The sequence below is a fragment of the Streptomyces alboniger genome (assembly GCF_008704395.1).
GTDB classification, from domain to species: domain Bacteria; phylum Actinomycetota; class Actinomycetes; order Streptomycetales; family Streptomycetaceae; genus Streptomyces; species Streptomyces alboniger.
Genome location: NZ_CP023695.1, coordinates 5,620,854 through 5,646,859, shown reverse-complemented (window position 1 = coordinate 5,646,859; position 26,006 = coordinate 5,620,854). Strand labels below are relative to the sequence as shown.

Sequence of the window (26,006 nt, the reverse complement as noted above, 5' to 3'; positions counted from 1 at the left end):
CGCCGCAGGCGGGACTTCGCGGGCCCGCCCTAGAACACGTCTCCGTCGCGCCAGTCGATGAGGAACGGGTGCGCGGGGTCCGGATCGACCGAGCCCCACAGCAGCGGCGGGTCCTCCTCCGGCATGAGGACCGCGCCCGCCGGGCCGAGCGTGCCGACCTCGCCCTGCCACTCCCGCCAGCCGCGCGCGAGGTAGAGCCCTGCGCCTTCGTCGGACGCCGAGAGCGCCCCCAGCTCGTACGCCCCGTCGATGACCCGCTCCAGGGCGCCCATCACCAGGCCGCCGAGACCCCGCCGCCGTCGGTCGGGGCGGACGGCGACCGCCTCGACGTAACCGACACGCAGGGAACGGCCGTTGTGCAGGACCCGTCGCTGCACCACCGAGCCGTGCGCGAGCAGGGCACCCGCCGCGTCATGGACGAGGGCGTGCACACCGCCCAGGCCGTGGTCCCAGTCCTGATCGCTGAAGTCGCCGTCGAAGGCCTCGTCGAGCAGGGCGCGGGCGGCGCGCAGATCGGTGGCCGCCAGCCCGCTGGTGTGGCACGTCCGCAGGATGTTTTCCGACACCTCACCAGCGTAACGAGGTCCGTCCGGGCGATCCTCATTGGTCTGCACCATGGCGCGGGCGGGCTCCGCACAGCAGAATCGGGGCCATGTCTGAGACCCAGCAGCAGCGAGAGTGGACCCCCATCCACGGCGAGCCCTACCGCTCCGTGCCCTACCGGCCCGAGCGCATGCCCGAGGCCCAATCCCTGGCCCGGGCGGCGGAGTTGCGGGAGCGGATGCGGGAGCGGCGCACCGTGCGGCAGTTCGCGCCGGACCCGGTGCCCCCGCAGGTGGTGCGGGACGCCATCGCGTGTGCGGCGACGGCTCCGTCCGGCGCGCACCAGCAGCCGTGGACGTTCGTCCTCGTCCAGGATCCGGAGGTCCGCCGCCGTATCCGCGAGGCCGCCGAGAACGAGGAGCAGATCTCGTACGACGGCCGGCTCGGCGAGGAGTGGCTGGCGGCCCTGCGCCCCCTCGGCACCGACGAGGTGAAGCCGCACCTGACGGACGCGCCCGCGCTGATCGTCGTCTTCCAGCAGCGGTACTGGCTGGGCGAGGACGGCACCAAGCACAAGCACTACTACGTCGACGAATCGGTCGGCATCGCGGTGGGCATGCTCCTGTCCGCCCTGCACCTGTCCGGCCTCGCCGCGCTCATCCACACGCCGAGCCCGATGCGGTTCCTGTCGCAGGTGCTGGGCCGCCCCGAGAACGAGAAGGCGTTCGCCGTGATCCCCGTGGGCTATCCGGCTCCGGACTGCCAGGTTCCCGACCTCGTACGCAAGTCGCTCGATCAGGTGCTCGTGGAGGTCTGAGCGGATACGAGCCCCTGACGGAGGGCCGGGTAGTCGGTGTAACCCTCGGCGCCCTCCCCGTAGAGGTGGGTCTCGTCGACCTCCTGGAGCGGCGCGCCCGCCTCGAACCGCTCCGGAAGGTCGGGGTTGGCGATGAACGCCCGTCCGTACGAGACGAGATCGGCGGCCCCGGACGCGAGGACGGCCTCGCCCGCCTCCCGCGTCGTCGGGTCGCCGTTCTCGCCCACGTTGGCGATGAGCGTGCCGTGCCAGTGGGGCCGCAGGTCGGCGAGGGCCGGGTAGCGGTCGTTGTCGGTGAGGTGGAGGTAGGCGAGGCCGAGTCCGTCGATCTCGTCGAGCAGCGCGCGGTAGACGGGGCCGGGGTCGGCCTCCGCCATGCCGAACTGCGGGTTGCCGGGCGAGAGGCGCAGCCCGAGGCGCTCGGCGCCGATGGCGTCGGCGACGGCCCGCACGACCTCGACGGCGAAACGGATGCGGTCGGCGACCGAGCCCCTGCCGTACGCGTCGTCGCGCAGGTTGGTGTTGTCAGCGAGGAACTGGTGGATCAAGTAGCTGTTGGCGCCGTGCAGTTCGACCCCGTCGAAGCCCGCCTCGATGGCGTTGCGGGCGGCGTCCGCGAAGTCCTGGACGGCGGCGCGGATGTCGTCCGGCGTCATCTCGCGGGGCGTGACCGGGTCGGCCTTGCCGCCGGGCACGTGCACGCGGCTCGGGTCCACGAGCACGGCGGACGGCGCGGCGGGGGCGTCGCCGTCGACGCGGGACAGGGGGTGCCCGTGACGGCCGCCGTGCATCAGCTGGGCGTAGATCCGGCCGCCCGCGGCGTGCACGGCGCCGGTGACGCGCCGCCAGCCCTCGATGTGCGCGGCGGTCTCGAGTCCCGGGTAGCGCCAGCCGCTCTGGCCGCGGCTGCTGGGCCAGATGCCCTCGGTGACGATGAGGCCGGCGCTCGCGCGCTGGGCGTAGTAGTCGGCGACGACCGGCAGCGGGGTGCCGTCGGCCGTGGCGCGCAGCCGGGTCATGGGGGCCATGACGACGCGGTTGGGGAGGGGGCCGAGGGGGCCCGCGGAATAGGGCGCGAGAAGCGTGGTGTTCGTCATGCCGGAACGGTAGAAGCTGCCACCGGTGTGAGATTCAAGTACGGATGCGAGATTCGAGTGCGGAGGTCGAACGGGCGATGAGGATCGGCGAGCTGGCGAGGCGTACCGCCGTGAGCGAGCGCTCCCTGCGCTACTACGAGCAGCAGGGACTGCTGTACGCGGACCGTACCCCGGGCGGTCACCGCGACTATCCGGAGAGCGCGGTCGACCGGGTCGTCCACATCCAGGAGCTGTTCGCGGCGGGCCTGTCCAGCGCGAAGATCGTCCAACTCCTGCCGTGCATGCGGGACAAGGACGGCGGTCCTTCGGAGACGGCGACGCCGTGGCTGGTGGACGAGCTGACCGAGGCGCGTGCCAGGATCGACCGGCAGGTGGAGGATCTGCTGCGGGCGCGGGAGGTCCTGGACGAGGTGATCACGGCGGCGTCCGGCGCGACGCACTGACTCACCGTCCCCTCAACTCCCCTTGAACGATGCGGAGTTCAGCGACCGCGACAGCCTGGACAATCGTTTCTGGCCCCGCGCCGCCTTCCCGGGTACGGTCGTGATCATGAACGTAACGCCCTCTCGAAGAGCCCTCCTCGGCGCCGCGGCCGCGGCTCCCGTGTTCCTCTCGGTGCCCGGCACCGCGCACGCGACGCCCTCGACCGACGCCCGGCGGCGGCTGCGCGAACTCGAGAAGGGCTACCCGGGCCGCATCGGGCTGCACGCCCTGAACACCGGTACCGGCGCCACCCTCGGCTACCGCGCGGACGAACGCTTCGCGATCGCCTCGACGTTCAAGGTCCTCGCCGCCGCGGCGATCCTGCGCAGGGCGCGCGAGGAGGAGCCCGGCCTGCTCGACACGGTGATCCGGTACGGGCGCGACGACCTGGTCACGTACTCACCGCGATGCGAGATGCACCTCGCGACGGGCATGACGGTACGGGAGCTGTGCGACGCGACCGTCACGTACAGCGACAACGCGGCGGGCAACCTGCTGATGCGGCGCATCGGCGGCCCGTCCGGCATCACCAGGTTCGCCCGCTCCCTCGGCGACCCCCACACCCGCCTCGACCGGTGGGAGACCGATCTCAACACCAACATCCCCGGCGACCCGCGCGACACGACGACCCCCGCGGCCATGACCGCGAACCTGCGCAAGCTCGTCCTCGGCGACGCCCTCGCCCCCCTGGACCGCGACCAGCTCATCCGGTGGCTCGTGGAGAACACCACCGGCGACGCCCGCATCCGCGCCGGGCTCCCCGAGGGCTGGCGGGTCGGTGACAAGACCGGCTCCCCCGCGTACGGCGGGGTCAACGACATCGCGGTGGCCTGGCCCCCGAAGGGCGGCGCGCCGCTGATCATCTCCGTCTACACGACGCGCCTCGACCCGGACACCCCCGGCGAGGACCGCATCGCCGCCGACATGACCCGCGTCGCCGTCGACGCCCTCACCTGACGGGCCCCTGGAAAACACACCGCCTCCGACCGGGGTGGGGCCCGGATCGGAGGCGGGGTTCAGGGGCGGGCCGCATAGGCCCGCGGCGGGCCTCAGCCCATGTGCGGGTAGCCGTACTCGGTCGGCGGGACCAGCGTCTCCTTGATGGCACGCGTCAGCGTCCACCGCTGGAGGTTCTGCGGGGCGCCCGCCTTGTCGTTGGTGCCGGAGGCACGGCCGCCGCCGAAGGGCTGCTGGCCGACGACGGCGCCGGTCGACTTGTCGTTGATGTAGAAGTTGCCCGCGGCGTAGCGGAGCTTCTCCATCGTGTACGCGGCCGCCGCGCGGTCGTTCGCGATGACCGAACCGGTGAGCGCGTAGTCCGAGACCGACTCCATCTGGGTCAGCATCTCGTCGTACTTGTCGTCCTCGTACACATGCACGGCAAGGAACGGGCCGAAGTACTCGGTCGTGAAGACCTCGTTGGCCGGGTCCGAGCACTCGACGACGGTCGGGCGCACGAAGTAGCCGACGGAGTCGTCGTAGGTACCGCCCGCGACGATCGTGCAGGACTCGTCCGCCTTGGCGCGGTCGATCGCCGCCTTGTTCTTGGCGAACGCGCGCTCGTCGATGACCGCGCCGATGAAGTTCGACAGGTCGGTGACGTCACCCATCTTGATGCCGTCGACCTCGGCCGCGAACTCCTCCTTGAAACCGGAGTTCCAGATGGAGGCCGGGATGTACGCGCGCGAGGTCGCCGAGCACTTCTGGCCCTGGAACTCGAAGGAGCCGCGGGTCAGCGCGGTCTTCAGGATCGCGCGGTCGGCGCTCGGGTGCGCGACGACGAAGTCCTTGCCGCCCGTCTCGCCGACGAGGCGCGGGTAGGTGCGGTACTTCGCGATGTTCTCGCCGACCGTCTTCCACAGGTGCTGGAAGGTCGGGGTCGAGCCGGTGAAGTGGATGCCGGCCAGGTCGCGGTGGTGCAGGGCGACCTCGGAGACCGCGATGCCGTCACCGGTGACGAGGTTGATGACGCCCTTGGGCAGGCCCGCCTCCTCCAGGAGCTGCATGAGCAGCACGGCGGCGTGCGTCTGCGTCGGGGACGGCTTCCACACGACCACGTTGCCCATCAGGGCGGGGGCGGTGGGGAGGTTGCCCGCGATGGCGGTGAAGTTGAACGGCGTGATCGCGTAGACGAAGCCCTCGAGCGGGCGGTGGTCCAGGCGGTTCCAGACGCCGGTGGCGTTCGCCGGGGGCTGCTCGGCGAGCAGGTCACGTGCGTACTTGACGTTGAAGCGCCAGAAGTCGACCAGCTCACAGGGCGTGTCGATCTCGGCCTGCTGGGCGGTCTTCGACTGGCCGAGCATCGTGGAGGCGGCCAGGGTCTCGCGCCAGGTGGTGGAGAGCAGCTCGGCGGCGCGCAGGATGATCGCGGCGCGGTCGTCGAAGGACATCGCGCGCCACGCCGGGGCGGCGGCGAGAGCGGCGTCGATCGCGTCCTGGGCGTCCTGCTGGGTCGCGTGGCGGCCGGTGCCGATGACGGCCTTGTGGTTGTGCGGCTGCACGACCTGGAAGGGCTCGCCGCCACCGAGGCGCTTGACGCCGCCGATGGTCATCGGCAGCTCGATGGGGTTCTCGGCCAGCTCCTTGAGCTTGGTCTCGAGGCGGGCGCGCTCCGGCGAGCCGGGCGCGTAACCGTGCACCGGCTCGTTGACCGGGGCGGGGACCTGGGTCACAGCGTCCATGAGTTCCGTATCTCCTTAAGAGGGTCGAGGGGGTGGGAGCTCAGCCCTTGGTTCAGTCCTTGGTGAGGATGGAGCGGGCGAAGAAGAGGAGGTTGGCGGGCTTCTCCGCGAGACGGCGCATGAAATAGCCGTACCAGTCGGTGCCGTAGGCGGTGTAGACGCGCATCCGGTGGCCCTCGGCGGCCAGCCGCAGGTGCTCGTCGCTGCGGATGCCGTACAGCATCTGGAATTCGTACTCGTCCAGTTTGCGCCCCGCGCGCCGCGCCAGCTCCTGCGCGATGGAGATCAGGCGCGGGTCGTGGGACCCGATCATCGGGTACCCCTCGCCCTCCATCAGGATGCGCAGGATACGGACGTACGCCTTGTCGATCTCGGCCTTGTCCTGGTAGGCGACCTCGGCGGGCTCCTTGTAGGCGCCCTTCACGATCCGGACGCGGCTGCCGTCGGCGGCGAGGCGCCGGGCGTCGGCCTCGGTGCGGAAGAGGTAGGCCTGGATGACGCAGCCGGTCTGCGGGAAGTCCTTCCGCAGCTCGTCGTGGATGGCGAACATCGAGTCGAGGGTGGTGTGGTCCTCGGCGTCCAGGGTGACCGTGGTGCCGATGGCGGCGGCGGCCTCGACGACGGGCCGCACATTGGCGAGGGCCAGCTCGTGGCCGCCCTCCAGCGCTTGGCCGAACATCGACAGCTTCACGGACATCTCGGCCCTGGTGCCGAGGCCGAGGTCCTTCAGGCGGTCGATCAGCTCCAGGTAGGCGTCGCGGGCCGCGTGGGACTGCTCGACGGTGGTGATGTCCTCGCCCACCACGTCGAGGGTGACCTCAAGGCCCTTGTCGGCGGCGTCGACGATGATCGGGACGACCTGGTCCACGGTCTCACCGGCGATGAACCGGGAGACGACCTGCTTGGTGCCGGGGGCCGCCGAGACGAAACGGCGCATGTTGTCGCTGCGCGACGCGGCGAGGATCACGGGACCCAGCACGGGGCACCTCCACAGGTGTACGAAATCGGGTGCCCTACCGACATATCCCTACGTGCGGGTAATGCTGCGGTACGGCACGGAGAACCACCGTGAAATCTAAGGATCCCTCGGATCATGGGCCATCGACACCTGTCACGCATCCGTGCCCTGGATCTCAGACAGATGTCTGAAGAACGCGGCGGCCTGCGCGAGAATGGTCATCGTGAAGGGCGACTACCAAGAACTGGTCGACGAGATCTCGGCGCTGCTCGGCGCCCCCGCGACCCTGGAGAACCGCGATTTCGAGCTGATCGCCTTCGGCGCGCACGACGGCGGCGGCGACGGCGAGAGCGGCTTCGACGCGACCGTCCTCGACCCCGTCCGCACCCGTTCGATCCTGACGCGCCGCTCCACGGCCGAGGTCCGGGCCTGGTTCGAGGGCTTCGGCATCACCCGCGCCACGGGTCCGGTCCGGATCCCGCCCACCCCGGAGGCGGGCGTCCACCGGGGCCGCATCTGCCTGCCCGTGCGCCACCGGGGCTTCGCCCTCGGATACGTGTGGCTGCTCGACGACGATCCGGGCCCGACGGAGCAGCAGCTGGGCGCGGCCATGGAGGTGGCCACCCGGATCGGCGCGCTCCTGGCCGACGAGGCGCAGGCGGGCGCCGACCTCACCCGCGAGTTCCGCGCGGTCCTGACGGCCGAGCGCGGCTGGCAGCGCGACATGGCGGTGGCCGCCCTGCGGACAGCGCTCGGCTCGCGCGGCGACGGCCTGCACGCGGTGGTGTGCGTGGCGCCGTGGCGTTCCGCGGACCCGGACGACGCGCCGGCCGCCCGCACGGTGCCGGGCGCGGCCGCGGTGTGCACGGTTCCGTGGGGCACGACCGCGCAGTCCCTGGCGGCCCTGGTACGGCTGCGCTCCGCCGACGCGATGGCCCCCGCGCACACGGCGGCGGCGCGCCTCCTGGAGTCGGCGCCGGGCGGCGCGGCCGGTATCGCGGGGGCCCGGCACGGCCTGGAGGACTTGGGCGCCGCCTGGTGGGAGGCGTCGGCGGCGGCCCGCGCGGCGCTCGCCGAGCGGCGCTTCGGCCCGGTGGCGCAGTGGTCGGACGTGGGCCCCTACCGGCTGCTGACCGCCCTGCCCCCGGAGGCGGCGCACGACCCCGTCGGCCGCCAGCTCCTCGGCCCCACGCATCGCGAACTGGCCCGCACCGCCGAGGTGTTCCTCGACTGCGCGGGCCAGGCGGGCCGCGCGGCCGCCGAGTTGGGCATCCACCGCCAGACGCTCTACTACCGCCTCTCCCGCGTGGAGCAGCTCACCGGCCTCGACCTGGACGACGGCGAGGACCGGCTGCTGCTGCACATGGTCCTGAAGTCGTCGCGGCTGTAGCGCTCGGCCCGGTAGCGCCGGGGTTCACCGGCTGACGCCCGCCCCTCAGACCTCTTCCCGCATCCGCCGCGTCACCCGACGCAGCCCCTCGGTCAGCTGCTCGGCGGTGGTCGCCGACGCGGGGTCGAAGAGCCACTGCATCATCAGGCCGTTGAGGAGCGTGGTGTAGAGGCGGCCCTCGCTCTCCAGCACGTCGGCGGGGATCTCGTTCTCCTCGATGCCGGTGAACAGCGCCGTGATTCCGCTGCGCCCCTGCTTCTGCGCCTCGATCAGCAACTCGCGGATGCCCGCGAGGCGTTCCCCCTGGGTGATGACCTCCAGCGTCATCATCCAGATGGGCCGCGCCTCGGGGACCGAGCGGATGATGTTCCCCCAGATCTCCTGGAACCGCTCCAGGCCCCCCTCCCCCGGACTCCCCCCGGCCAGCGAACTCTCGAAGGTGTCTCCCAGCGGCTCGATGAGGGCGATGTACGCCTGCGCGAGCAGCGCGTCCTTCGATCCGTAGTGGTAGCCGATGGACCCGAGGTTCGTCCCCGACTCCTTCACGATGTCGCGGGCCGTCGTGCGCGCGAACCCCTTCTCCAGCAGGCAGCGCTTGGCGCCTTCGAGCAGATCCTCACGGTGTCCCATACGGGCAGCCTACGTCGATCCATACGAGCGTCCCATACCGACGTCTTACACGAGTGATTTACACGCTCGTACTAGACGTCCGTATAAGACGCCCGTACAGTCACCGCCATGCGAACGAAACCGCAAGCCACCGACCCCACCACCCCCGCCCGGGCCACCCGCAAGGAGTGGACCGCCCTCGCCGTCCTGATGCTTCCGCTGCTGCTGGTCTCGATGGACGTCTCCGTCCTGTACTTCGCGATCCCGCAGATCACCGCCGATCTGGACCCGAGCGGCACCCAGCAGTTGTGGATCTTCGACATCTACGCGTTCGTCCTCGCCGGACTGCTGATGACGATGGGCTCGCTCGGCGACCGCATCGGGCGCCGCCGGCTCCTGCTGTTCGGGGCCACGGCCTTCGGCGCCGCCTCGCTCGTCGCCGCGTACGCCGACAGCGCCGAGACGCTGATCGCGGCCCGCGCGGTCCTCGGAGTCGGCGGCGCGACCCTGATGCCGTCCACCCTGGCTCTCGTACGCACGATGTTCCGCGACGCCGGACAGCGCGCGAAGGCCATCGGCCTGTGGCAGACGGTCATGGTCGCCGGCATCGCGCTCGGCTCGGTGATGAGCGGCGTCCTCGTCGAGCACTTCTGGTGGGGCTCGGTCTTCCTCGTCAACCTGCCCGCGATGGTGCTGCTGCTCGTCCTCGCCCCCGTCCTGATCCCGGAGGCCAGGGACCCGCACCCCGGCCGCTTCGACCTGCTGAGCGTGCCCCTGTCCATGGCCGCCGTACTGCCGCTCGTCTGGGGCCTCAAGGAGGTCGCCGCGGAGGGCGTCGAGTTGTCCTACGTCGTGTCCGTCGCCGTCGGTCTCGCCTTCGCCGCGCTCTTCGTCCGGCGCCAGCGCACCACCGCCGCGCCGATGGTCCCACCGGAGCTGTTCCGGGGGCGGGGCCGTGCCTTCCGCGCCGCTGTCTCGCTGAATCTCATCTCGTCGCTGGCGATGTTCGGCTCGGTGTACTTCACCACCCAGTACCTCCAGTCCGTCCTCGGCATGAGCGCCATCGAGGCCGCGCTCTGGGCGCTGCTGCCCTCGGTACCGATCGGCCTCGCGGCGCCCGCCGCCACGGCGCTGGTGCAGCGCGGCGTGGACCGCGCCCACGTGGTGGCCGTCGGCTTCACCGTCGCCGCCGGCGGCTACGGCCTGCTCGCCCTCGCCGGCGCCGACTCGCTGGGGCTGGTCCTCGCCGGGGCGGGCGTGCTGGCCTGCGGCGGGACGGTCATCGGCGCACAGCTCACGGACCTGGCGCTCGGCGCGGCCCCGGCGGAGAAGGCGGGCACCGCGTCGTCGCTCCTTGAGACGGGCCAGGAGTTCGGCGGCGCCATGGGCATGGCGCTGCTCGGCTCCATCGGCAACGCGGTCTACCGCGACGCGGTCCCCAGCTGGGCCCCCGCCGAGGCCCGCGAGACACTCGGCGGCGCGGTGGCGGCGGCGCACCACCTGCCGGAGCGCGCGTCCGACACGCTCCTGACGACGGCACGCGAGGCGTTCACCAGCGGCATGCACGCCGCGGCACTGACCGGCGCGGTGATCCTGCTGGCGGCGGCGACGGTGGCCGCAAGCGCGCTGCGCACGAAAAAGCCGGACGAGCTGGAGGAATATCCAGCCCGTCCGGCGTGTGAGGGCGAACTCGGCGAAGCCGGGGGCGACGGCGCCCAGAACTCCGGGGCCCGGAGCCTCAGTCCGTGAGGTTCACCGCACGCGCGGACTCCGCGCCGATCTCCTCGGCCAGCTCGGTCAGGACCGACTGCGGAACGGTGTCGTCGACGGTCAGCACGGCGAGGGCCTCCCCGCCCACGTCGGCGCGGGCGACCTGCATGCCGGCGATGTTGATCCCGGCCTCGCCGAGGACGCGGCCGACGGTGCCGACGACACCCGGGCGGTCGGCGTACCGCAGGACGACCATGTGCTCGGCGAGCGCCAGGTCCACGTCGTACTCGCCGATGGCGACGATCTTCTGGAGATGCTTGGGCCCGGCCAGCGTGCCGGAGACCGCGATCTCCTCGCCGTCGGAGAGCGTGCCGCGCACCGTGACCACATTGCGGTGGTCGGGCGACTCGGAGCTGGTGGTGAGGCGGACCTCGACACCGCGCTCCTGGGCGAACAGGGGGGCGTTGACGTAACTCACGGTCTCGTCGACGACGTCCTCGAACACGCCCTTGAGCGCGGACAGTTCGAGCACCTTGACGTCGTGCTGGGTGATCTCGCCGTACACCTCGACGTCGAGGCGGGCCGCGACCTCCTGGGCGAGCGCGGTGAAGATGCGGCCGAGCTTCTCGGCGAGCGGCAGGCCGGGGCGCACGTCCTCGGCGATGACGCCGCCCTGCACGTTCACCGCGTCCGGGACCAGCTCGCCGGCGAGCGCGAGGCGCACCGACTTGGCGACGGCGATACCCGCCTTCTCCTGCGCCTCGTCCGTGGAGGCGCCGAGGTGCGGAGTGCAGACGACCTGGTCGAACTGGAAGAGCGGGGAGTCCGTGCAGGGCTCCTTCGCGTACACGTCCAGACCGGCGCCCGCGACGCGGCCCTCCTTGAGGGCGGAGTGCAGCGCCTCCTCGTCGACGATTCCGCCGCGCGCGGCGTTGACGATGCGGACGGTCGGCTTGACCTTGTGCAGCGCCTCGTCGCCGATGAGACCGAGGGTCTCGGGCGTCTTGGGCAGGTGCACGGTGATGAAGTCGGAGACTTCGAGCAGCTCGTCGAGGGACAGCACCTTCACGCCCATCTGGGCGGCGCGGGCGGGCTGGACGTACGGGTCGTAGGCGACGACCTTCATGCCGAAGGCGCTCATGCGCTGCGCGACCAGTGCGCCGATGCGGCCGAGGCCCACGACGCCGAGGGTCTTCTCGGCCAGCTCGACGCCCGTGTACTTGGAACGCTTCCACTCGGCGTTCTTCAGGGCGGCGTTGGCCTGGGGGATGTTCCGCGCGGTGGCGAGGAGCAGGCCGCAGGCCAGCTCGGCGGCGGTGACGATGTTCGACGTCGGGGCGTTGACGACCATCACGCCGGCCTTGGTGGCGGCGGACACGTCGACGTTGTCCAGGCCGACGCCCGCGCGGGCGACGACCTTCAGCTTCTTGGCGGCGGCGATGGCCTCGGCGTCGACCTTGGTCGCGGAGCGGACCAGGATCGCGTCGACGTCGGCGATCGCGGGCAGCAGCTCGGCGCGGTCCGCGCCGTTGCACTGCCGGATCTCGAAGTCCGGGCCCAGGGCGTCGACGGTGGCGGGCGACAGCTCTTCAGCGATGAGTACGACGGGTTTGCCGGTGGCAGCAGTGCTCACGTGAGTCCTCACAAGTCCATTGCGGACGGCCGTCCCGACGGCCGCAGGCGGTGGAGGGTGCTTGCCGCGTGGAAGACGCACGACGCTGTGGGCCCGACGCGAATGTTGAACAGAAGCATAGTGGCGCCGAACGGATCAGCATGCGCCTCTGAGGAAGGATCACCCGTCCGTGGCTGGACGCGGTGTACTAAAGGTAAGCCCCTCCGGTGATTGAGGAGCAGGGTCCGGGGCGGAGCCCCGAGGCGGTGCCCCGGACCCGGTGCGGGCTAGGCCTCCTCGTTGACCCACGACATGAGCTTGCGCAGCTCCTTGCCGGTGGTCTCCAGGAGGTGGTTCTCGTCCTGGGTCTTGTACTCGTTGTACTTCTTCAGACCGCCGTGGTACTCGTCCATCCACTGCTTGGCGAAGGTGCCGTCCTGGATCTCCGCGAGGACCTTCTTCATCTCGGCCTTGGTGGCGTCGGTGATGATCCGCGGGCCGGTGATGTAGTCGCCCCACTCGGCGGTCTCGGAGACCGACCAGCGCATCTTCTCCAGGCCGCCCTCGTACATGAGGTCGACGATCAGCTTCAGCTCGTGGAGGCACTCGAAGTACGCGATCTCCGGCTGGTAGCCCGCCTCGGTCAGCGTCTCGAAGCCCGCCTTGACCAGCGCGGCGGTGCCGCCGCAGAGCACGGCCTGCTCGCCGAACAGGTCGGTCTCGGTCTCCTCGGTGAAGGTCGTCTTGATGACGCCCGCACGCGTGCCGCCGATGCCCTTGGCGTACGAGAGCGCCAGCTGGAAGCCGTTGCCGGTGGCGTCCTGCTCGACGGCCGCGATACACGGAACGCCGCGGCCCTCCTCGTACTGACGACGGACGAGGTGGCCCGGGCCCTTGGGCGCGACCATGCAGACGTCGACGCCCTCGGGGACCTTGATGAAGCCGAAGCGGATGTTCAGGCCGTGGCCGAAGAACAGGGCGTCGCCGTCCTTGAGGTTGTCCTTGATGGACTCCTCGTAGACCTGGGCCTGGATCGGGTCCGGCACCAGGATCATGATGACGTCGGCCTCGGCCGCCGCCTCCGACGGGGTGACGACCCGCAGGCCCTGCTCCTCGGCCTTGGCCTTGGACTTGGAGCCCTCGTGCAGACCGACGCGGACGTCGACACCCGAGTCGCGCAGCGACAGCGCGTGGGCGTGGCCCTGGCTGCCGTAGCCGATGACCGCGACCTTGCGGCCCTGGATGATGGACAGGTCGGCGTCGTCGTCGTAGAACAGCTCGGCCACTGGGAATCTCCTATGTGTGCTGGTGTTGCGTCCCACCGTACGGCGGGTTCGGCGAGGGAAGTTGTCGGGTCTCGGTATCCGAGAGGGGCCCGGGCGGCCCGGGTCAGGCGGAGCGGTCGAGCGCCCGCAGGCTGCGGTCCGTGATGGAGCGGGAGCCGCGGCCGATCGCGATGGTGCCGGACTGGACCAGCTCCTTGATGCCGAAGGGCTCCAGCATCTTGAGCATCGCCTCCAGCTTGTCGCTGCTGCCGGTGGCCTCGATGGTGACGGCCTCCGGGGAGACGTCCACGGTCTTGGCGCGGAAGAGCTGGACGATCTCGACGATCTGGGAGCGGGTCTCGTTGTCGGCGCGGACCTTGGCCAGGACGAGTTCGCGCGCCACGGCGGCGCCCGGCTCCAGTTCGACGATCTTCAGGACGTTGACGAGCTTGTTGAGCTGTTTGGTGACCTGTTCGAGCGGCAGGTCCTCGACGTTCACCACGATGGTGATGCGGGAGATGTCGGGGTGCTCGGTGACGCCCACGGCGAGCGAGTCGATGTTGAAGCCGCGGCGCGAGAACAGGGCGGTGATCCGGGCGAGGACGCCGGGCTTGTTCTCGACCAGGACGGAGAGCGTGTGCTTGGTGGACATGGCGCGTGGTCTCTCTTTCGCTCTCGCTCAGTCGTCTTCGTTGTCGCCGAAGTCGGGGCGGACCCCGCGGGCGGCCATGACCTCGTCGTTCGAGGTGCCGGCGGCGACCATCGGCCAGACCTGGGCGTCCTCGTGGACGATGAAGTCGACGACGACCGGGCGGTCGTTGATGGCGTTGGCCTCGGCGATGACCTTGTCCAGGTCCTCGGGGCGCTCGCAGCGCAGCGCCACGCAGCCCATCGCCTCCGACAGCTTCACGAAGTCCGGGACGCGGGTGCCCTTGTTGGGGCCGATGTCCTCGGGGCCGCTGTGCAGGACGGTGTTGGAGTAACGCTGGTTGTAGAACAGGGTCTGCCACTGGCGGACCATCCCGAGGGCGCCGTTGTTGATGATGGCGACCTTGATCGGGATGTTGTTCAGGGCGCAGGTGGTCAGCTCCTGATTGGTCATCTGGAAGCAGCCGTCGCCGTCGATCGCCCAGACCGTGCGGCCGGGCTGGCCGGCCTTGGCGCCCATCGCGGCCGGGACCGCGTAGCCCATCGTCCCGGCGCCGCCGGAGTTGAGCCAGGTCGCCGGCTTGTCGTACTGGATGAAGTGCGCGGCCCACATCTGGTGCTGGCCGACGCCCGCCGCGAAGATCGTGTCCTCGGGGGCCAGTTGGCCGACGCGCTCGATGACCTGCTGCGGGGAGAGCGAGCCGTCCTCCGGCTGGGTGTAGCCGAGGGGGTAGGTCTCGCGCCAGCGGTTGAGGTCGTTCCACCAGGCGGAGTAGTCGCCGGTGTGGCCCTCGGTGTGCTCGGCCTGGACGGCCTGGACGAGGTCGGCGATGACCTCGCGGGCGTCGCCGACGATCGGCACGTCGGCGGCGCGGTTCTTGCCGATCTCGGCCGGGTCGATGTCGGCGTGGACGATCTTCGCGAAGGGCGCGAAGCTGTCCAGCTTGCCGGTGACGCGGTCGTCGAAGCGGGCTCCGAGGGCGACGATCAGGTCGGCCTTCTGCAACGCGGTGACGGCGGTGACCGCACCGTGCATGCCCGGCATTCCCACGTGCAGCGGGTGGCTGTCGGGGAACGCGCCGAGCGCCATCAGCGTGGTGGTGACGGGCGCTCCGGTCAGCTCGGCGAGGACCTTCAGCTCGGCGGTGGCCCGCGCCTTCAGGACGCCGCCGCCGACGTACAGGACGGGGCGTTTGGCCGCGGTGATGAGCTTGGCGGCCTCGCGGATCTGCTTGGCGTGCGGCTTGGTCACCGGGCGGTAGCCGGGCAGGTCCTGCTGCGGCGGCCAGGAGAACGTGGTCCGCGCCTGGAGGGCGTCCTTCGCGATGTCTACGAGGACCGGGCCCGGACGGCCCGTCGAGGCGATGTGGAAGGCCTCGGCGATGGTGCGCGGGATGTCCTCGGCCTTGGTGACCAGGAAGTTGTGCTTCGTGATCGGCATCGTGATGCCGACGATGTCCGCCTCCTGGAAGGCGTCCGTGCCGATCGCCTTGGAGGCCACCTGCCCGGTGATCGCGACCATCGGGACGGAGTCCATGTGGGCGTCGGCGATCGGCGTGACGAGGTTCGTGGCGCCGGGGCCGCTGGTCGCCATGCAGACGCCGACCTTGCCGGTGGCCTGGGCGTAGCCGGTGGCGGCGTGGCCCGCGCCCTGCTCGTGCCGGACCAGGACGTGCCTGACCCGGGTGGAGTCCATCATCGGGTCGTACGCGGGAAGGATGGCGCCGCCGGGGATGCCGAACACCGTGTCGGCCCCGACCTCCTCAAGAGAACGAATGAGGGACTGCGCGCCCGTGACGTGCTCGACGGGGACGGACTGCTGTCCTGAGGATCGGGGCCGCGGCTGCGGATGGTGGGCCCCGGTGGCCTGCTCGGTCATCGGCATTCTCTTCTCGAAGCTGAGGGTTTTCGCGGGGGTTTCGCAGGGTTTTGGCGGGTGCCAGTGCAACAAAAAACCCCTCGTGCCGTGAGGCAAGCGAGGGGAGCGCGCCGGGTGCGGTCGCTGGGATCCGGTGTTCGGACCGGTCGGTCCCAGCTTCAGCCGACGCGCTTTCCAAGTACGAGAATTCGGGTGCGCATGGCTCTGACCCTCCCCCCGGCACGCAGTACCTGTCAAGTAGGTGGGATGGGGGTCTCATTATGTGAACGGGCGTAGGCGGAGGGACCTCCCGCGTACGTCGCGGTCGGGCCGCCCGCGAAGGCACCCGGGGGGCTGACCGCGAAGGCACCAGGAGGGCTGCCGACGTACGTCCTCGCGGGCCCGCCCGCGAGGACCGGCTCCGCGGGGCCGCGGGGCACGGGGTACTCGCCGAGGGCGAGGGCCCTGCGCAGCCGGTACTCGTCGAGCGGTCCGGAGAACGCCATGCCCTGCCCGTGCGTGCAGCCCATGGCGCGCAGGGCGACCACCTGCTCGGGCAGGTCGACGCCGTCGGCCACGGAGAGCAGCCCGAGGTCGTTCGCGATGCGCAGCAGCCCCGCGGTGATCTTGTGCAGCCGCGCGGACTCGACGACGCCCTCGATCAGGCCGCGGTCCAGCTTCAGTACGTCGACGGGGAGCCGGCGCAGCGCCGTGATCGCGGCATAGCCGCTGCCGAAGCCGTCCAGGGCGATGCGTACGCCCAGTCTGCGCAGGGCCGTGAGGCGGCGCTCCAGGTCGTCCAGCGAGACCCGGGGGTCGCTGTCGGCCAGCTCGATGATGAGCGCCCCGGAGGGCAGCCCGTGGCGGGTCAGGAGCGCCTCGATGGAGCTGAGGGGCATGGAGCGGTCCAGGAGGCGCCGGGCGCCCATCCGGACGGCCACCGGCACCGCGTGGCCGGTGCGGCCGCGCTCGGCGGCCTGCTCGACGGCCTCTTCGAGCATCCAGCGGCCCAGCTCGGCGGCGCGGTCACCCTCCCTGCCGTTCCCGGCGTCCCTGCCGCCCCCGGCCTCGGACACCCGCAGGAACTCGGCGGGCGTGAAGAGGATGCCCTGCGCCGAGCGCCAGCGGGCCTGGGCGGCGACCGCCGTGATCCGGCCGTCGTCGAGGGAGACCACGGGCTGGTGGAGCAGTGCGAACTCGCCGTCGTGCAGGGCGGAGCGCAGCCGGGTGGCCAGCTCCGCCTTGCGGGCGACGTCGGCCTGCATCTGGGGGGCGTACAGCTCGACGCGGCCCTTGCCCGCGGCCTTGGCGCGGTACATCGCGAGGTCGGCGTTGCGCAGCAGCTCCCCCGCTCCGATGCCCGGTTCGGCGAAGGCCACGCCGATGGACGCGGCGACGCGCACGTCGTTGCCGTCGATGGCGTAGGGCTGGGAGAGGGTGATTCTCAGCCGGTCGGCGAGTTCGTAGATGTGCTGTTCCCTGGCGGCCTGGTCCCTCGTACCGTCGCCGACGATGAGAGCCGCGAACTCATCGCCGCCGAGCCGGGAGGCGGTGTCGCCCGAACGCACCGCCTCCTGAAGTCTGCGCGCCGCCTGGATGAGCAGTTCATCACCGGCCTGGTGGCCGATGGTGTCGTTGACCGCCTTGAAGCCGTCGAGGTCGATGAAGAGCACGGCCGTGCCGCGGTCGGTCACTCTGCGGCCGGTCAGCGCCTGGCTCACGCGCCGGGTGAACAGGGCGCGGTTGGGCAGGTCGGTGAGCGGGTCGTGCTCGGCGTTGTGCTGCAACTGCGCCTGGAGACGGACCCGCTCGGTGACGTCCCTGCTGTTGAAGATGAGGCCGCCGTGGTGGCGGTTGACGGTGGATTCCACGTTCAGCCAGTCGCCATGGCCGGAGCGGAAGCGGCATTCGATGCGGGTGGTGGGCTCCTCGACGGGGTTGGCGGCGAGGAATCTGCGGACCTCGTGGACGACCCGGCCGAGGTCCTCGGGGTGTATCAGCGAGGCGAGTTCCGAACCGACCAGTTCCTCGGCGTCGCGGCCGTAGACCCCGGCCGCGGCCGGGCTCACGTAGCGCAGGATGCCGTTCGGCGCGGCGATCATGATGACGTCGCTGGAGCCCTGCACCAGGGAGCGGAAGTGGTTCTCCTTCTGGGCCAGCTCCTGGGTGAGGGTGATGTTGTCCAGGAGCATGATGCCCTGGCGTGCGACGAGGGCGAGCACGACGGTGCCCGCCGTGAAGAACACGACGCGGTCGACGCTGCGTCCGCTCAGTGCGTTGTAGAGGATCCCGAGGGTGCAGACGGCGGCGGCGAGGTACGGCGTGAGGGCGGCCAGGGACCCGGCGATCGGCCGGGTGGCCGCGGACCGCGTCTCCTCGGGCTCGGCGTCGGCCGCCCCGCGCGCGTGCTCCTGCCCGGCTCCCTCGCGCGCGTGGCAGGGGGCGGCCCAGGGGGCGTACGCGAGGAGCAGCGAGCCCGCGAACCAGCCGGCGTCGAGGAGTTGGCCCGAGCGGTAACTGGCGTGCAGCAGGGGCGAGGTGAAGAGGGCGTCGCACATCACGGTCAGGGCGAGCGCGCCGATCGCGGTGTTCACCGCGGTGCGGTTGGCGGAGGACCGTCTGAAGTGCAGCGCGAGGACCATGCTGACCAGCGCGATGTCGAGGAGAGGATAGGCGAGCGAGAGCGCGACGTGTGCGACGGTCTGCCCCTCGAACTGCGCGCTGTGCGCGAGGGCGAGGCTCCAGGAGAGCGTGAGGAGCGAGCCCCCGATCAGCCAGGAGTCGAGGGCGAGGCAGCCCCAGCCCGCCTTGGTCACCGGTCGCTTGGCGAGCACGAGCAGGCCGATGATGGCGGGCGGGGCGAAGCACAGGAAGAACAGGTCGGCGAGGCCGGTCCTCGGCACCTCCTGCTGGAGCACGACTTCGTACCAGCCCCAGACGGCGTTGCCGAGGGAGGCCATCGCGGAGGAGAGCGCGAAGAGCAGCCACGCGGGTCGAAAGCGGCTGCGGCGGGTGCGGGAGTAGCAGAAGCAGGAGATCGCCGCGGCCGCGGCGGCGATGCTGAGGCCGAAGTCGCCCATGATCAGGGCGAGTCGGCCCGAGCCCCAGCCGAGCGCGGAGCCCAATGCGTACCCACCGCAGATGAGCAGCAGCGCGAGCTGGGAGGCGAGGCCGCGGCCGCCCGGCAGGGGCCGGCGGGCCTGCGGCGCCCGCACAGGCGGCGGTGCCGTGGCCGGACCCGTCTCGAGGACGGGGGTGGTCGGCGGGGCGCTCACCGGACGGCCCTGGTACGCGCCGCCCCCGTGTCCGTGCGGTCCGGGCGCCGGTCGCGCCCGTACGGCCGCCGGTGTGTGTGGATTGCCGTGCGCGAGAGTCGGCGGCGGCTGTCCCGCCGTGTCGGATCGTCCGCCCATAGGCCATACATCGCCCGTCGCCCCCCTCGCAGTCCGTGCCTCGATCCCCGGCGCCGCATGGTCCACGGCGCGTCCCCTGTCGGGACGATACACCAGGCTCGTCACACAGGGACATAGCCCCTCTACGCTCCGTGACTACCGGAGGGGAAGTGGACACGGGGCGCACGCATTCGAGTGCGGAGCGTGCGCAAAACGACTCCAGGTGATCAACTGCCGGTGATCCGTACGACGTTGTCGAGGGACTGTCCGGCGGCGTACTTGGTCAGTTGCGCGGCCAGCAGACGGCGGGCGCGGGGGAGGTACGCGGACGAGGAGCCGCCCACGTGCGGGCTGATGAGCACTCCAGGAGCGTGCCACAAGGGGTGACCTGCGGGCAGCGGTTCCGGGTCGGTCACGTCGAGGGCGGCGGTGAGGCGGCCGGACTCCAGTTCGGCGAGGAGGGCCCCGGTGTCGACGACGGGGCCGCGGGCGACGTTCACGAGCAGCGCGCCGTCTTTCATGTGGGCCAGGAAGTCGGCGCCCACCAGGCCTCGGGTGTCCTCGGTGAGCGGCGTGGAGAGCACGACGACGTCGGCCACGGGCAGCAGTGACGGCAGTTCGGTGAGCGGGTGCACGGGGCCGCGCTCCGCGGCACGGGCAGAGCGCGCGACGCGCGCCACCCGCGCACATTCGAAAGGGGTGAGCCTGTCCTCGATGGCGGAACCGATCGATCCATAGCCCACGATGAGCACGGACTTGTCGGCGAGCGCCGGATAGAACCCGGCCCGCCACTCCTCGACCCGCTGCCCCTCGACGAAGCGCGGAATGCCCCGCAACGACGCCAGGATCAGGCCGACGGCCAGTTCGGCGGTACTGGCCTCGTGCACCCCGCGCGCGTTGCACAACCGCACACCGGGCGCGAGGGACCCGAGCCCCGAGTCCAGGTGGTCGATCCCCGCGGTCAGTGTCTGCACGACGCGCACGGACGTCATCGCGGGTAGGGGGCGGACGGACACCTCGTCGCCCTTCAGGTAGGGCACCACATAGAAGGCGCAGTCGGCCGGGTTCGCGGGGAAGTCCGGACCGCCGTCCCAGTAGCGGTAGTTGAGGCCCGCCTCAGACGCCTCGGGCAGCCCCTCGATCTCGTGCGCTTCGAACGGAAGCCATACATCTGTCGTCATGCCCTGGAGGCTAATACGCGCAGGTCACATGCTGCCCGCGGGAGGCCGCGCCCGGGCCCGGGGCGGCAGCGGATAGTTTGGGTGATCTCCGGACGAGGAGTGGGAGGGTACGGCCAGGTGGAGCGCAGGACGATCGGCGCGGGGGCGCTCGAAGTGGGCGCCGTCGGACTCGGCTGCATGCCGATGAGCTGGGCGTACACCGGCTCGCGGCAGCGCGGCGACGCGTCGCTGCGCACCGTGCACGCCGCGCTGGACGCCACCGGCGCCGCCGGTGCGGGTCTCACGCTGCTGGACACCGCGGACATGTACGGGCCGTTCACCAACGAGCTGCTCGTCGGCCGGGTGCTCAAGGAGCGGCGCGGCGAGGCGTTCGTGTCGACGAAGTGCGGGCTGCTCGTGGGCGAGCAGCACATCGTCGCCAACGGCCGCCCCGGATATGTGAAGCGGGCCTGCGACGCCTCGCTGCGGCGCCTCCAGACCGAGACGATCGACCTGTACCAACTGCACCGCGCCGACCCCGAGGTGCCCATCGAGGAGACGTGGGGCGCGATGGCCGAACTCGTCGCCGCCGGGAAGGTGCGGGCCCTCGGGCTCTGCGCGGTGGGAGCGCGCGCTCATCGGCGTACGGCGCCGGGGCGCCCCCGGGGCGGGCTGCACGATGTGACGGTCCGGCAGCTGGAGCGGGTGCAGCAGGTCTTCCCGGTGAGCGCGGTGGAGGCCGAGCTGTCGGTGTGGTCGCCGGAGGCGCTGGAGGCGCTGCTGCCGTGGTGCGTGGCGCGCGGGGTGGGCTTCCTCGCGGCGATGCCGCTGGGGAATGGTTTCCTCACCGGGACGCTGACGCCCGGTCAGGGGTTCGAGCCGGACGATCTGCGGGCCCGGCACCCGCGCTTCACCGCCGAGATGATGGCGGCCAACCAGCCGCTGGTGGTGGGGCTGCGCCGGGTGGCGGAGCGGCACGGGGCGACACCGGCGCAGATCGCGCTGGCGTGGGTGCTCGCCCAGGGGCGGCATGTGGTGCCGATCCCGGGGGCGAAGCGGGAGCGCTGGGCGGTGGAGAACGCGCGGGCGGCTCAGGTGCGGCTGACCGGGGTGGACCTGGCGGAGATAGCGGCGCTGCCCGCGGCTCTGGGGTCCTGGGACTGAGGAGGCGCGCTGCGACGGGCACCCGCGGGGCGTGAGAGGTGTATGAACAGGAGAAGCGCTGCGTCGAAGGGATCCTGATCGTGCAACGACCTGCTGTCACGGCCGTGTTGACCGCTGCCGTCCTCGCCCTCGCCCCCGGCTGTTCGTCCGGTGGCGGGGACGAGCCCGACAACCGCAAGAGCGCCTCGAAAAGAGAGGGGCCGAGCGGGTCCCCCACCGGGAAGCCGGGCGCCGAACCCCCACCGGAAACGGGCTCGGCGAAGGTCACCCGCACCCTCGCCACGGGCCTGAAGTCCCCCTGGGGTCTCGCCGCGCTGCCCGGCGGGGACCTCCTGGTCTCCTCCCGCGACGAGGGCACGATCACCCGCGTCGACGGCACGACGGGCAAGAAGACGGAGCTGGGCGAGGTCCCCGGCGTATCCCCCGGCGGCGAGGGCGGTCTGATGGGCCTCGCGCTCTCCCCCTCGTACGCCTCGGACCACATGGTGTACGCGTACTTCACGACGGAGTCCGACAACCGCGTCGCCCGCATGCTGTACGACGAGAAGAAGCCGTCCGGTGAGCAGCTCGGCGCGCCGGACACGGTCTTCAAGGGCATCCCCAAGGGCATGGTCCACAACGGCGGCCGGATCGCCTTCGGCCCCGACAAGATGCTGTACGCGGGCGTGGGCGAGACGGGCGACACGGATCTGTCCCAGGACAAGAAGTCCCTGGGCGGCAAGATCCTGCGGCTGACCCCGGACGGGGAGCCCGCCCCCGACAACCCCTTCGACGGCTCCCCCGTCTATTCGCTGGGCCACCGCAATGTGCAGGGCCTGGCCTGGGACGAGCAGAAGAGGCTGTGGGCCTCGGAGTTCGGCCAGGACACCTGGGACGAGCTGAACGAGATCAAGGCCGGTGAGAACTACGGCTGGCCGGAGGCCGAGGGCAAGGCGGGCAAGGCGGGCTTCCGCGATCCGGTCGCCCAGTGGAAGACCTCTCAGGCCTCACCGAGCGGTGTCGCCTACGCCGAGGGCTCGGTCTGGATGGCGGGCCTGCGCGGCGAGCGGCTGTGGCGCATCGCGGTACGGGGCGTGACGGGCGAGCCGGAACCCCAGTCGTTCCTGAAGGGCGACCACGGCCGGCTGCGCACGGTGCTCGCGGCGGGCGGCGACAAGCTGTGGCTGGTGACGAACGAGACGGACTCGCGGGGCACGCCGGATAAGGGGGACGACAAGATCCTGGAGGTGGAGGTGAAGTAGGTCAGCCACGGGCCTCGTCGGAGTCCGGCGTCTCGTCCGTGCGGGGTGCCGGGACCGGTGGGCGTACGACCACCTTGCCCGACGTCAGATCGATCGGACCGCGTCCGGGATCGCCGTCGGCGAGGTCGACGCGGGTCGTCTCCAGACGCTTCTGCTCGTCATCGGTGTGCTTGCGTCCCGGCGCGAACAGAGCCTCTATCGCGTTGAACACTGCGCCTCCCTGGAGCCGAGTTCCTGCCGTCAAGCGTAAGTGAGGGCCCGCGAAACGGGCCGGGAGTCAAGAGGCGCAGGTCAGCCGCGGCTCGCGGGTGGGAAGAGCCGCAGCCGGTGGGCCAGGGCGGCGGCCTCGCCCCGGCCGGTCACGGACAGCTTGGCGAGGATGTTGGAGACGTGGACGCTCGCCGTCTTCGGGGAGATGAACAGCTCCTCGGCGATCTGGCGGTTGCTGCGGCCCACCGCGACCAGGCGCAGGACGTCCCGCTCCCGGCTGGTCAGACCGAGCGCTTCGACGGGGTCGGCCGGCGCGGCCGGGGTGCGGGCGCCCTCGGCGGGGTTCAGGGTGAGCCGGGCCCGCTGGGCGAGCCCGGTGATCGAGTCGATGAGCGGCCGCGCGCCGAGCCGCTCGGCCTCCTGTGCCGCCTGGCGCAGCAGGAGGGCGGCGCGGTCGCGGTCGGTGCCGTCCGAGGCGAGGAGGGCCTCGGCCAGGCGCAGGCGGACCTGGGCGAGGTCGTAGGGCCGGTCGAGGGGTTCGACGGCGGCGAGCACGGCGGACCAGTCGGCGGGGCCGTCGCGGCCCTCGGCACGCAGCAGCTCGGCGCGGGTCCACTCGTCGTAGGCGCGCCAGAGCGGTATCGGGGTGGCGAGGGACTTGGTCACCGCGCGGATGCGTTCGAGGGCGGCGGGGCGGCCCTGTTCGGCGGCGGGCAGGCCGCGGGCGTCCGCCTCCATCGCGGCGGCGGTGAGCAGCAGCGGCCAACCGTACTTGTAGGTGCCGAAGGGGAGCCCGGAGGCGAGGTGGTCCTCGGCCTGGGCGCGGCCGTCCAGGATGCGGCCCTCGGCCGCGGCGATACCGAGGGCGATGCGGGCCAGCGGCAGCGTGTACTGCGGCTGCGGGTCATGGGTGCCGTAGTGGTGGTGGGCGGCCTGGAGGTGGCGGGTCGCGGCGTCGAGGTCGCCGCGGAAGAGCGCCATGCGTGCCGAGCACTGCTCGGCGGAGCCCCGGGGCTTGGAACTGTGCACGCAGCGGTGGGTGTGGGCGACGGCCTCGGCGGCCTCGTCCCAGCGGCCCAGGGAGACGAGGGCTTCGGCGGCGTTGGCCCAGATCCAGCCCTCGGTGTCCACCAGGCCGTACTTGCGGCAGAACTCGATGCCCTCCATCGCGACCTTCACGGACTCGGCGGAGCGGCCGACGCCTTCCAGGGCGGAAGGGAGGTTGATGTGGGCGCGGCCGAGGTCGGTGACCAGGCCCTGCTCGACGACGCGGTCCCTGACCTCGTACATCTCGGCGAGGCCGGCTTCCGGGTCGCCCGCTTCGATGAGGAGGTTGCCGCGGGTGAGCCGGGCGTTCAGCTCGATGGTGTCGGCCTTGACCATGCGGGCGAACTCGACGGCCCGTTCGGCGGCGGCCATGGTCTCCGGGCCGGGGTCGTGCAGCATGCCCCAGGAGGCGCGGTAGACGAGCACGTCCGCGTGCACCTCGGAGGGCGGCAGGCCGCGCATCAGCTCCTGGGCCTTGGCGATCTCGGCCCAGCCGTCGCCGCGGCCGAGCGTGGAGACGAGGCGGGAGCGCTGGACCCAGAACCAGGCGGAGCGCAAGGGGTCGTTCTCGCCGTCCAGGAGGCGCAGGGCGCGCTTGGTGCTCTTCAGGGCTCGGTCGCGTTCCCCGCACAGGCGTCCGGCGACGGTGGCCTCTGCCATCAGGTCCAGATAGCTCAGCGGGGTGGTGGGGTCGCAGCCGCAGGCGGGGTAGCCCTCCACGTAGTCGGCGGGGCGCAGTTCCGCGCGGACGCTGTCGGGGGCGTCGTCCCACAGCTCCATCGCCCGTTCGAGGAGGCGCAGTTGTTCGGCGTAGGCGTGCCGGTGGCGAGCCTCGACGGAGGCTCTGAGGACGGCGGGCAGGGCCTTGGCCGCGTCGTGCGCGTAGTACCAGTAGGTGGCGAGGCGGGCGGCGCGCTGGTCGGCGGTGACGAGTGCGGGGTCGGCCTCCAGGGCCTCGGCGAAGCGGCGGTTGATGCGGGAGCGTTCGCCGGGCAGCAGGTCGTCGCTGACGGCCTCGCGGACCAGGGAGTGCCGGAAGCGGTAGCCGTCGCCCTCGGGAGAGGCGAGCAGGATGTTCGCGCCGACGGCGGCCCGCAGGGCTTCGATCAGGTCGTCCTCGCCGAGCCCGGCGACCTCGGCGAGCAGTTCGTACTCGACGGTGGAGCCGCCCTCGGCGACGATCCGCGCCACCCGCTGGGTGTCCTCGGGCAGTTCCTCGACGCGGACGAGGAGCAGGTCGCGCAGGGAGTCGGTGAGGCCCGCGCAGCTGCCGCCGTGGGTGGCGACGGCGAGTTCCTCGACGAAGAAGGCGTTGCCGTCGGAGCGGTCGAATATGTCGTCCACCAGGGACTGTTCGGGTTCGGCGGCGAATATCCCGGCCATCTGGCGGGCGACCTCGTCCTTGCTGAAGCGGCCGAGTTCGATGCGTCGCACGGTGCGCAGCCGGTCCAGTTCGGCGAGCAGGGGCCGCAGCGGGTGGCGGCGGTGGATGTCGTCGGCGCGATAGGTGGCGAGGAGGACGAGGCGGCCGCCGCGCAGGGTGCGGAAGAGATAGGCGAGGAGGTGGCGGGTGGAGGCGTCCGCCCAGTGCAGGTCCTCCAGGGCGACGACGACGGTGCGTTCGCGGGAGAGGCGCTCCAGGAGGCGGGCGGTGAGTTCGAAGAGCCGTGCCATGTCCTGCTCGTCGGATCTGCCGCCGGGTCCGCCCGGGTGGGGGGCGGCGCCGGCCAGTTCGGGCAGGAGCCGGGCGAGTTCCTCCTCCTGTCCCTCGGCGGCCGCGGCCAGTTCGTCGGGCAGTTGGCGGCGCAGGGCGCGCAGGGCGGTGGAGAAGGGGGCGAACGGCAGGCCGTCGGCTCCGATCTCCACGCAGCCGCCGAGCGCGACGACGGCGCCCCGCTTCTCGGCGGCTTCGGTGAACTCCTCGACGAGGCGCGTCTTGCCGACGCCCGCCTCGCCGCCGAGCAGCAACGCCTGCGGTTCACCCGTGCCCGGGCTCCCGGCTCCTTCGAGCGGGGTTCCCGTGGCACGGGCGAGCGCTTCGTTCAGAATGCCCAGTTCGTCGGAGCGGCCGACGAACACGGGACTGACGGACCTGGTCTGCACGCCCGCGAGCATCGCACA

At 71.6% G+C, this 26,006-nt stretch carries 20 protein-coding genes; 7 read left to right on the top strand and 13 right to left on the bottom strand.

Going from position 1 to position 26,006, the window contains the following annotated elements; translation table 11 throughout:
* Nucleotides 1-29 precede the first annotated feature (29 nt).
* Nucleotides 30-566, bottom strand: coding sequence for a GNAT family N-acetyltransferase (locus tag CP975_RS25330; protein WP_055529667.1), 537 nt, complete (start codon nt 564-566; stop codon nt 30-32).
* An 86-nt stretch (nt 567-652) separates the two neighbouring features.
* Here CP975_RS25330 and CP975_RS25325 point away from each other — a divergent pair, with 86 nt between their 5' ends.
* Nucleotides 653-1,360, top strand: a complete 708-nt coding sequence (locus CP975_RS25325; protein WP_055529665.1) for a nitroreductase family protein — start codon at nt 653-655, stop codon at nt 1,358-1,360.
* Here CP975_RS25325 and CP975_RS25320 read toward each other — a convergent pair.
* Nucleotides 1,339-2,457 (bottom strand): alkene reductase, encoded by a 1,119-nt coding sequence (locus tag CP975_RS25320; protein ID WP_055529663.1) that lies wholly within the window; start codon nt 2,455-2,457, stop codon nt 1,339-1,341. The genes CP975_RS25325 and CP975_RS25320 overlap by 22 nt on opposite strands.
* A gap of 77 nt (nt 2,458-2,534) precedes the next feature.
* Here CP975_RS25320 and CP975_RS25315 point away from each other — a divergent pair, with 77 nt between their 5' ends.
* Both CP975_RS25315 and bla read left to right on the top strand, forming a co-directional pair.
* Entirely contained in the window at nt 2,535-2,900 is a 366-nt protein-coding gene (locus CP975_RS25315) for a MerR family transcriptional regulator (RefSeq protein ID WP_055529661.1), read from the top strand.
* 106 nt (nt 2,901-3,006) lie between these two features.
* Nucleotides 3,007-3,897 (top strand): class A beta-lactamase, encoded by an 891-nt coding sequence (gene bla / locus CP975_RS25310; RefSeq protein WP_055529714.1) that lies wholly within the window; start codon nt 3,007-3,009, stop codon nt 3,895-3,897.
* Between the two features lie 92 nt (nt 3,898-3,989).
* On the opposite strand, the gene pruA is transcribed toward bla, so the two are convergent.
* The gene (pruA, locus tag CP975_RS25305) at nt 3,990-5,621 is read right to left on the bottom strand and encodes an L-glutamate gamma-semialdehyde dehydrogenase (RefSeq protein WP_055529659.1); all 1,632 of its coding nucleotides are present in this window, start codon (nt 5,619-5,621) and stop codon (nt 3,990-3,992) included.
* A gap of 52 nt (nt 5,622-5,673) precedes the next feature.
* A complete protein-coding gene (locus tag CP975_RS25300; RefSeq protein WP_055529657.1) occupies nt 5,674-6,600 on the bottom strand; it encodes a proline dehydrogenase family protein in 927 nt (308 codons plus the stop codon).
* Nucleotides 6,601-6,793: 193 nt separating this feature from the next.
* Here CP975_RS25300 and CP975_RS25295 point away from each other — a divergent pair, with 193 nt between their 5' ends.
* Entirely contained in the window at nt 6,794-7,969 is a 1,176-nt protein-coding gene (locus tag CP975_RS25295) for a helix-turn-helix domain-containing protein (RefSeq protein WP_055529655.1), read from the top strand.
* A 45-nt stretch (nt 7,970-8,014) separates the two neighbouring features.
* On the opposite strand, the gene CP975_RS25290 is transcribed toward CP975_RS25295, so the two are convergent.
* Entirely contained in the window at nt 8,015-8,599 is a 585-nt protein-coding gene (locus CP975_RS25290) for a TetR/AcrR family transcriptional regulator (RefSeq protein WP_055529653.1), read from the bottom strand.
* A 108-nt stretch (nt 8,600-8,707) separates the two neighbouring features.
* On the opposite strand from CP975_RS25290, the gene CP975_RS25285 reads away from it, so the two are divergent.
* Entirely contained in the window at nt 8,708-10,327 is a 1,620-nt protein-coding gene (locus CP975_RS25285; protein WP_150477375.1) for an MFS transporter, read from the top strand.
* Here CP975_RS25285 and serA read toward each other — a convergent pair.
* The 6 genes from serA to CP975_RS25250 all read right to left on the bottom strand — a co-directional run bounded on the left by serA (nt 10,317) and on the right by CP975_RS25250 (nt 20,244).
* Complete coding sequence (serA, locus tag CP975_RS25280; protein ID WP_055529652.1) at nt 10,317-11,921, bottom strand: phosphoglycerate dehydrogenase; 1,605 nt, start codon at nt 11,919-11,921, stop codon at nt 10,317-10,319. The two genes, CP975_RS25285 and serA, sit on opposite strands and share 11 nt — an antisense overlap.
* A gap of 266 nt (nt 11,922-12,187) precedes the next feature.
* A complete protein-coding gene (gene ilvC, locus CP975_RS25275; RefSeq protein ID WP_055529650.1) occupies nt 12,188-13,186 on the bottom strand; it encodes a ketol-acid reductoisomerase in 999 nt (332 codons plus the stop codon).
* Between the two features lie 103 nt (nt 13,187-13,289).
* On the bottom strand, nt 13,290-13,817 hold the full coding sequence (ilvN, locus tag CP975_RS25270; RefSeq protein WP_030785263.1) for an acetolactate synthase small subunit: 528 nt from the start codon (nt 13,815-13,817) through the stop codon (nt 13,290-13,292).
* Nucleotides 13,818-13,844: 27 nt separating this feature from the next.
* On the bottom strand, nt 13,845-15,692 hold the full coding sequence (locus CP975_RS25265) for an acetolactate synthase large subunit (RefSeq protein ID WP_030785257.1): 1,848 nt from the start codon (nt 15,690-15,692) through the stop codon (nt 13,845-13,847).
* 233 nt (nt 15,693-15,925) lie between these two features.
* A complete protein-coding gene (locus tag CP975_RS25255) occupies nt 15,926-18,946 on the bottom strand; it encodes a putative bifunctional diguanylate cyclase/phosphodiesterase (RefSeq protein WP_167532731.1) in 3,021 nt (1,006 codons plus the stop codon).
* Nucleotides 18,947-19,290: 344 nt separating this feature from the next.
* On the bottom strand, nt 19,291-20,244 hold the full coding sequence (locus CP975_RS25250; RefSeq protein WP_055529646.1) for a 2-hydroxyacid dehydrogenase: 954 nt from the start codon (nt 20,242-20,244) through the stop codon (nt 19,291-19,293).
* Nucleotides 20,245-20,361: 117 nt separating this feature from the next.
* Here CP975_RS25250 and CP975_RS25245 point away from each other — a divergent pair, with 117 nt between their 5' ends.
* Entirely contained in the window at nt 20,362-21,387 is a 1,026-nt protein-coding gene (locus tag CP975_RS25245; protein WP_055529644.1) for an aldo/keto reductase, read from the top strand.
* Between the two features lie 74 nt (nt 21,388-21,461).
* The gene (locus CP975_RS25240; protein WP_150477970.1) at nt 21,462-22,628 is read left to right on the top strand and encodes a PQQ-dependent sugar dehydrogenase; all 1,167 of its coding nucleotides are present in this window, start codon (nt 21,462-21,464) and stop codon (nt 22,626-22,628) included.
* 1 nt (nt 22,629) lies between these two features.
* Here the strand turns inward: CP975_RS25240 and CP975_RS25235 are convergent, their stop codons facing one another.
* Nucleotides 22,630-22,839, bottom strand: a complete 210-nt coding sequence (locus CP975_RS25235; RefSeq protein ID WP_055529640.1) for a DUF6191 domain-containing protein — start codon at nt 22,837-22,839, stop codon at nt 22,630-22,632.
* Nucleotides 22,840-22,919: 80 nt separating this feature from the next.
* Nucleotides 22,920-26,000, bottom strand: coding sequence for a helix-turn-helix transcriptional regulator (locus CP975_RS25230; protein WP_055529638.1), 3,081 nt, complete (start codon nt 25,998-26,000; stop codon nt 22,920-22,922).
* Nucleotides 26,001-26,006 lie beyond the last annotated feature (6 nt).

Coding starts and splice junctions, on each gene's coding strand:
- ilvN (WP_030785263.1), bottom strand. CDS start 13,817: ATGTCCACCAAGCACACGCTCTCCGTCCTGGTCGAGAACAAGCCCGGC.
- CP975_RS25320 (WP_055529663.1), bottom strand. CDS start 2,457: ATGACGAACACCACGCTTCTCGCGCCCTATTCCGCGGGCCCCCTCGGC.
- bla (WP_055529714.1), top strand. CDS start 3,007: ATGAACGTAACGCCCTCTCGAAGAGCCCTCCTCGGCGCCGCGGCCGCG.
- CP975_RS25325 (WP_055529665.1), top strand. CDS start 653: ATGTCTGAGACCCAGCAGCAGCGAGAGTGGACCCCCATCCACGGCGAG.
- CP975_RS25295 (WP_055529655.1), top strand. CDS start 6,794: ATGGTCATCGTGAAGGGCGACTACCAAGAACTGGTCGACGAGATCTCG.
- CP975_RS25265 (WP_030785257.1), bottom strand. CDS start 15,692: ATGACCGAGCAGGCCACCGGGGCCCACCATCCGCAGCCGCGGCCCCGA.
- pruA (WP_055529659.1), bottom strand. CDS start 5,621: ATGGACGCTGTGACCCAGGTCCCCGCCCCGGTCAACGAGCCGGTGCAC.
- CP975_RS25315 (WP_055529661.1), top strand. CDS start 2,535: ATGAGGATCGGCGAGCTGGCGAGGCGTACCGCCGTGAGCGAGCGCTCC.
- CP975_RS25230 (WP_055529638.1), bottom strand. CDS start 26,000: ATGCTCGCGGGCGTGCAGACCAGGTCCGTCAGTCCCGTGTTCGTCGGC.
- CP975_RS25290 (WP_055529653.1), bottom strand. CDS start 8,599: ATGGGACACCGTGAGGATCTGCTCGAAGGCGCCAAGCGCTGCCTGCTG.
- CP975_RS25285 (WP_150477375.1), top strand. CDS start 8,708: ATGCGAACGAAACCGCAAGCCACCGACCCCACCACCCCCGCCCGGGCC.
- CP975_RS25250 (WP_055529646.1), bottom strand. CDS start 20,244: ATGACGACAGATGTATGGCTTCCGTTCGAAGCGCACGAGATCGAGGGG.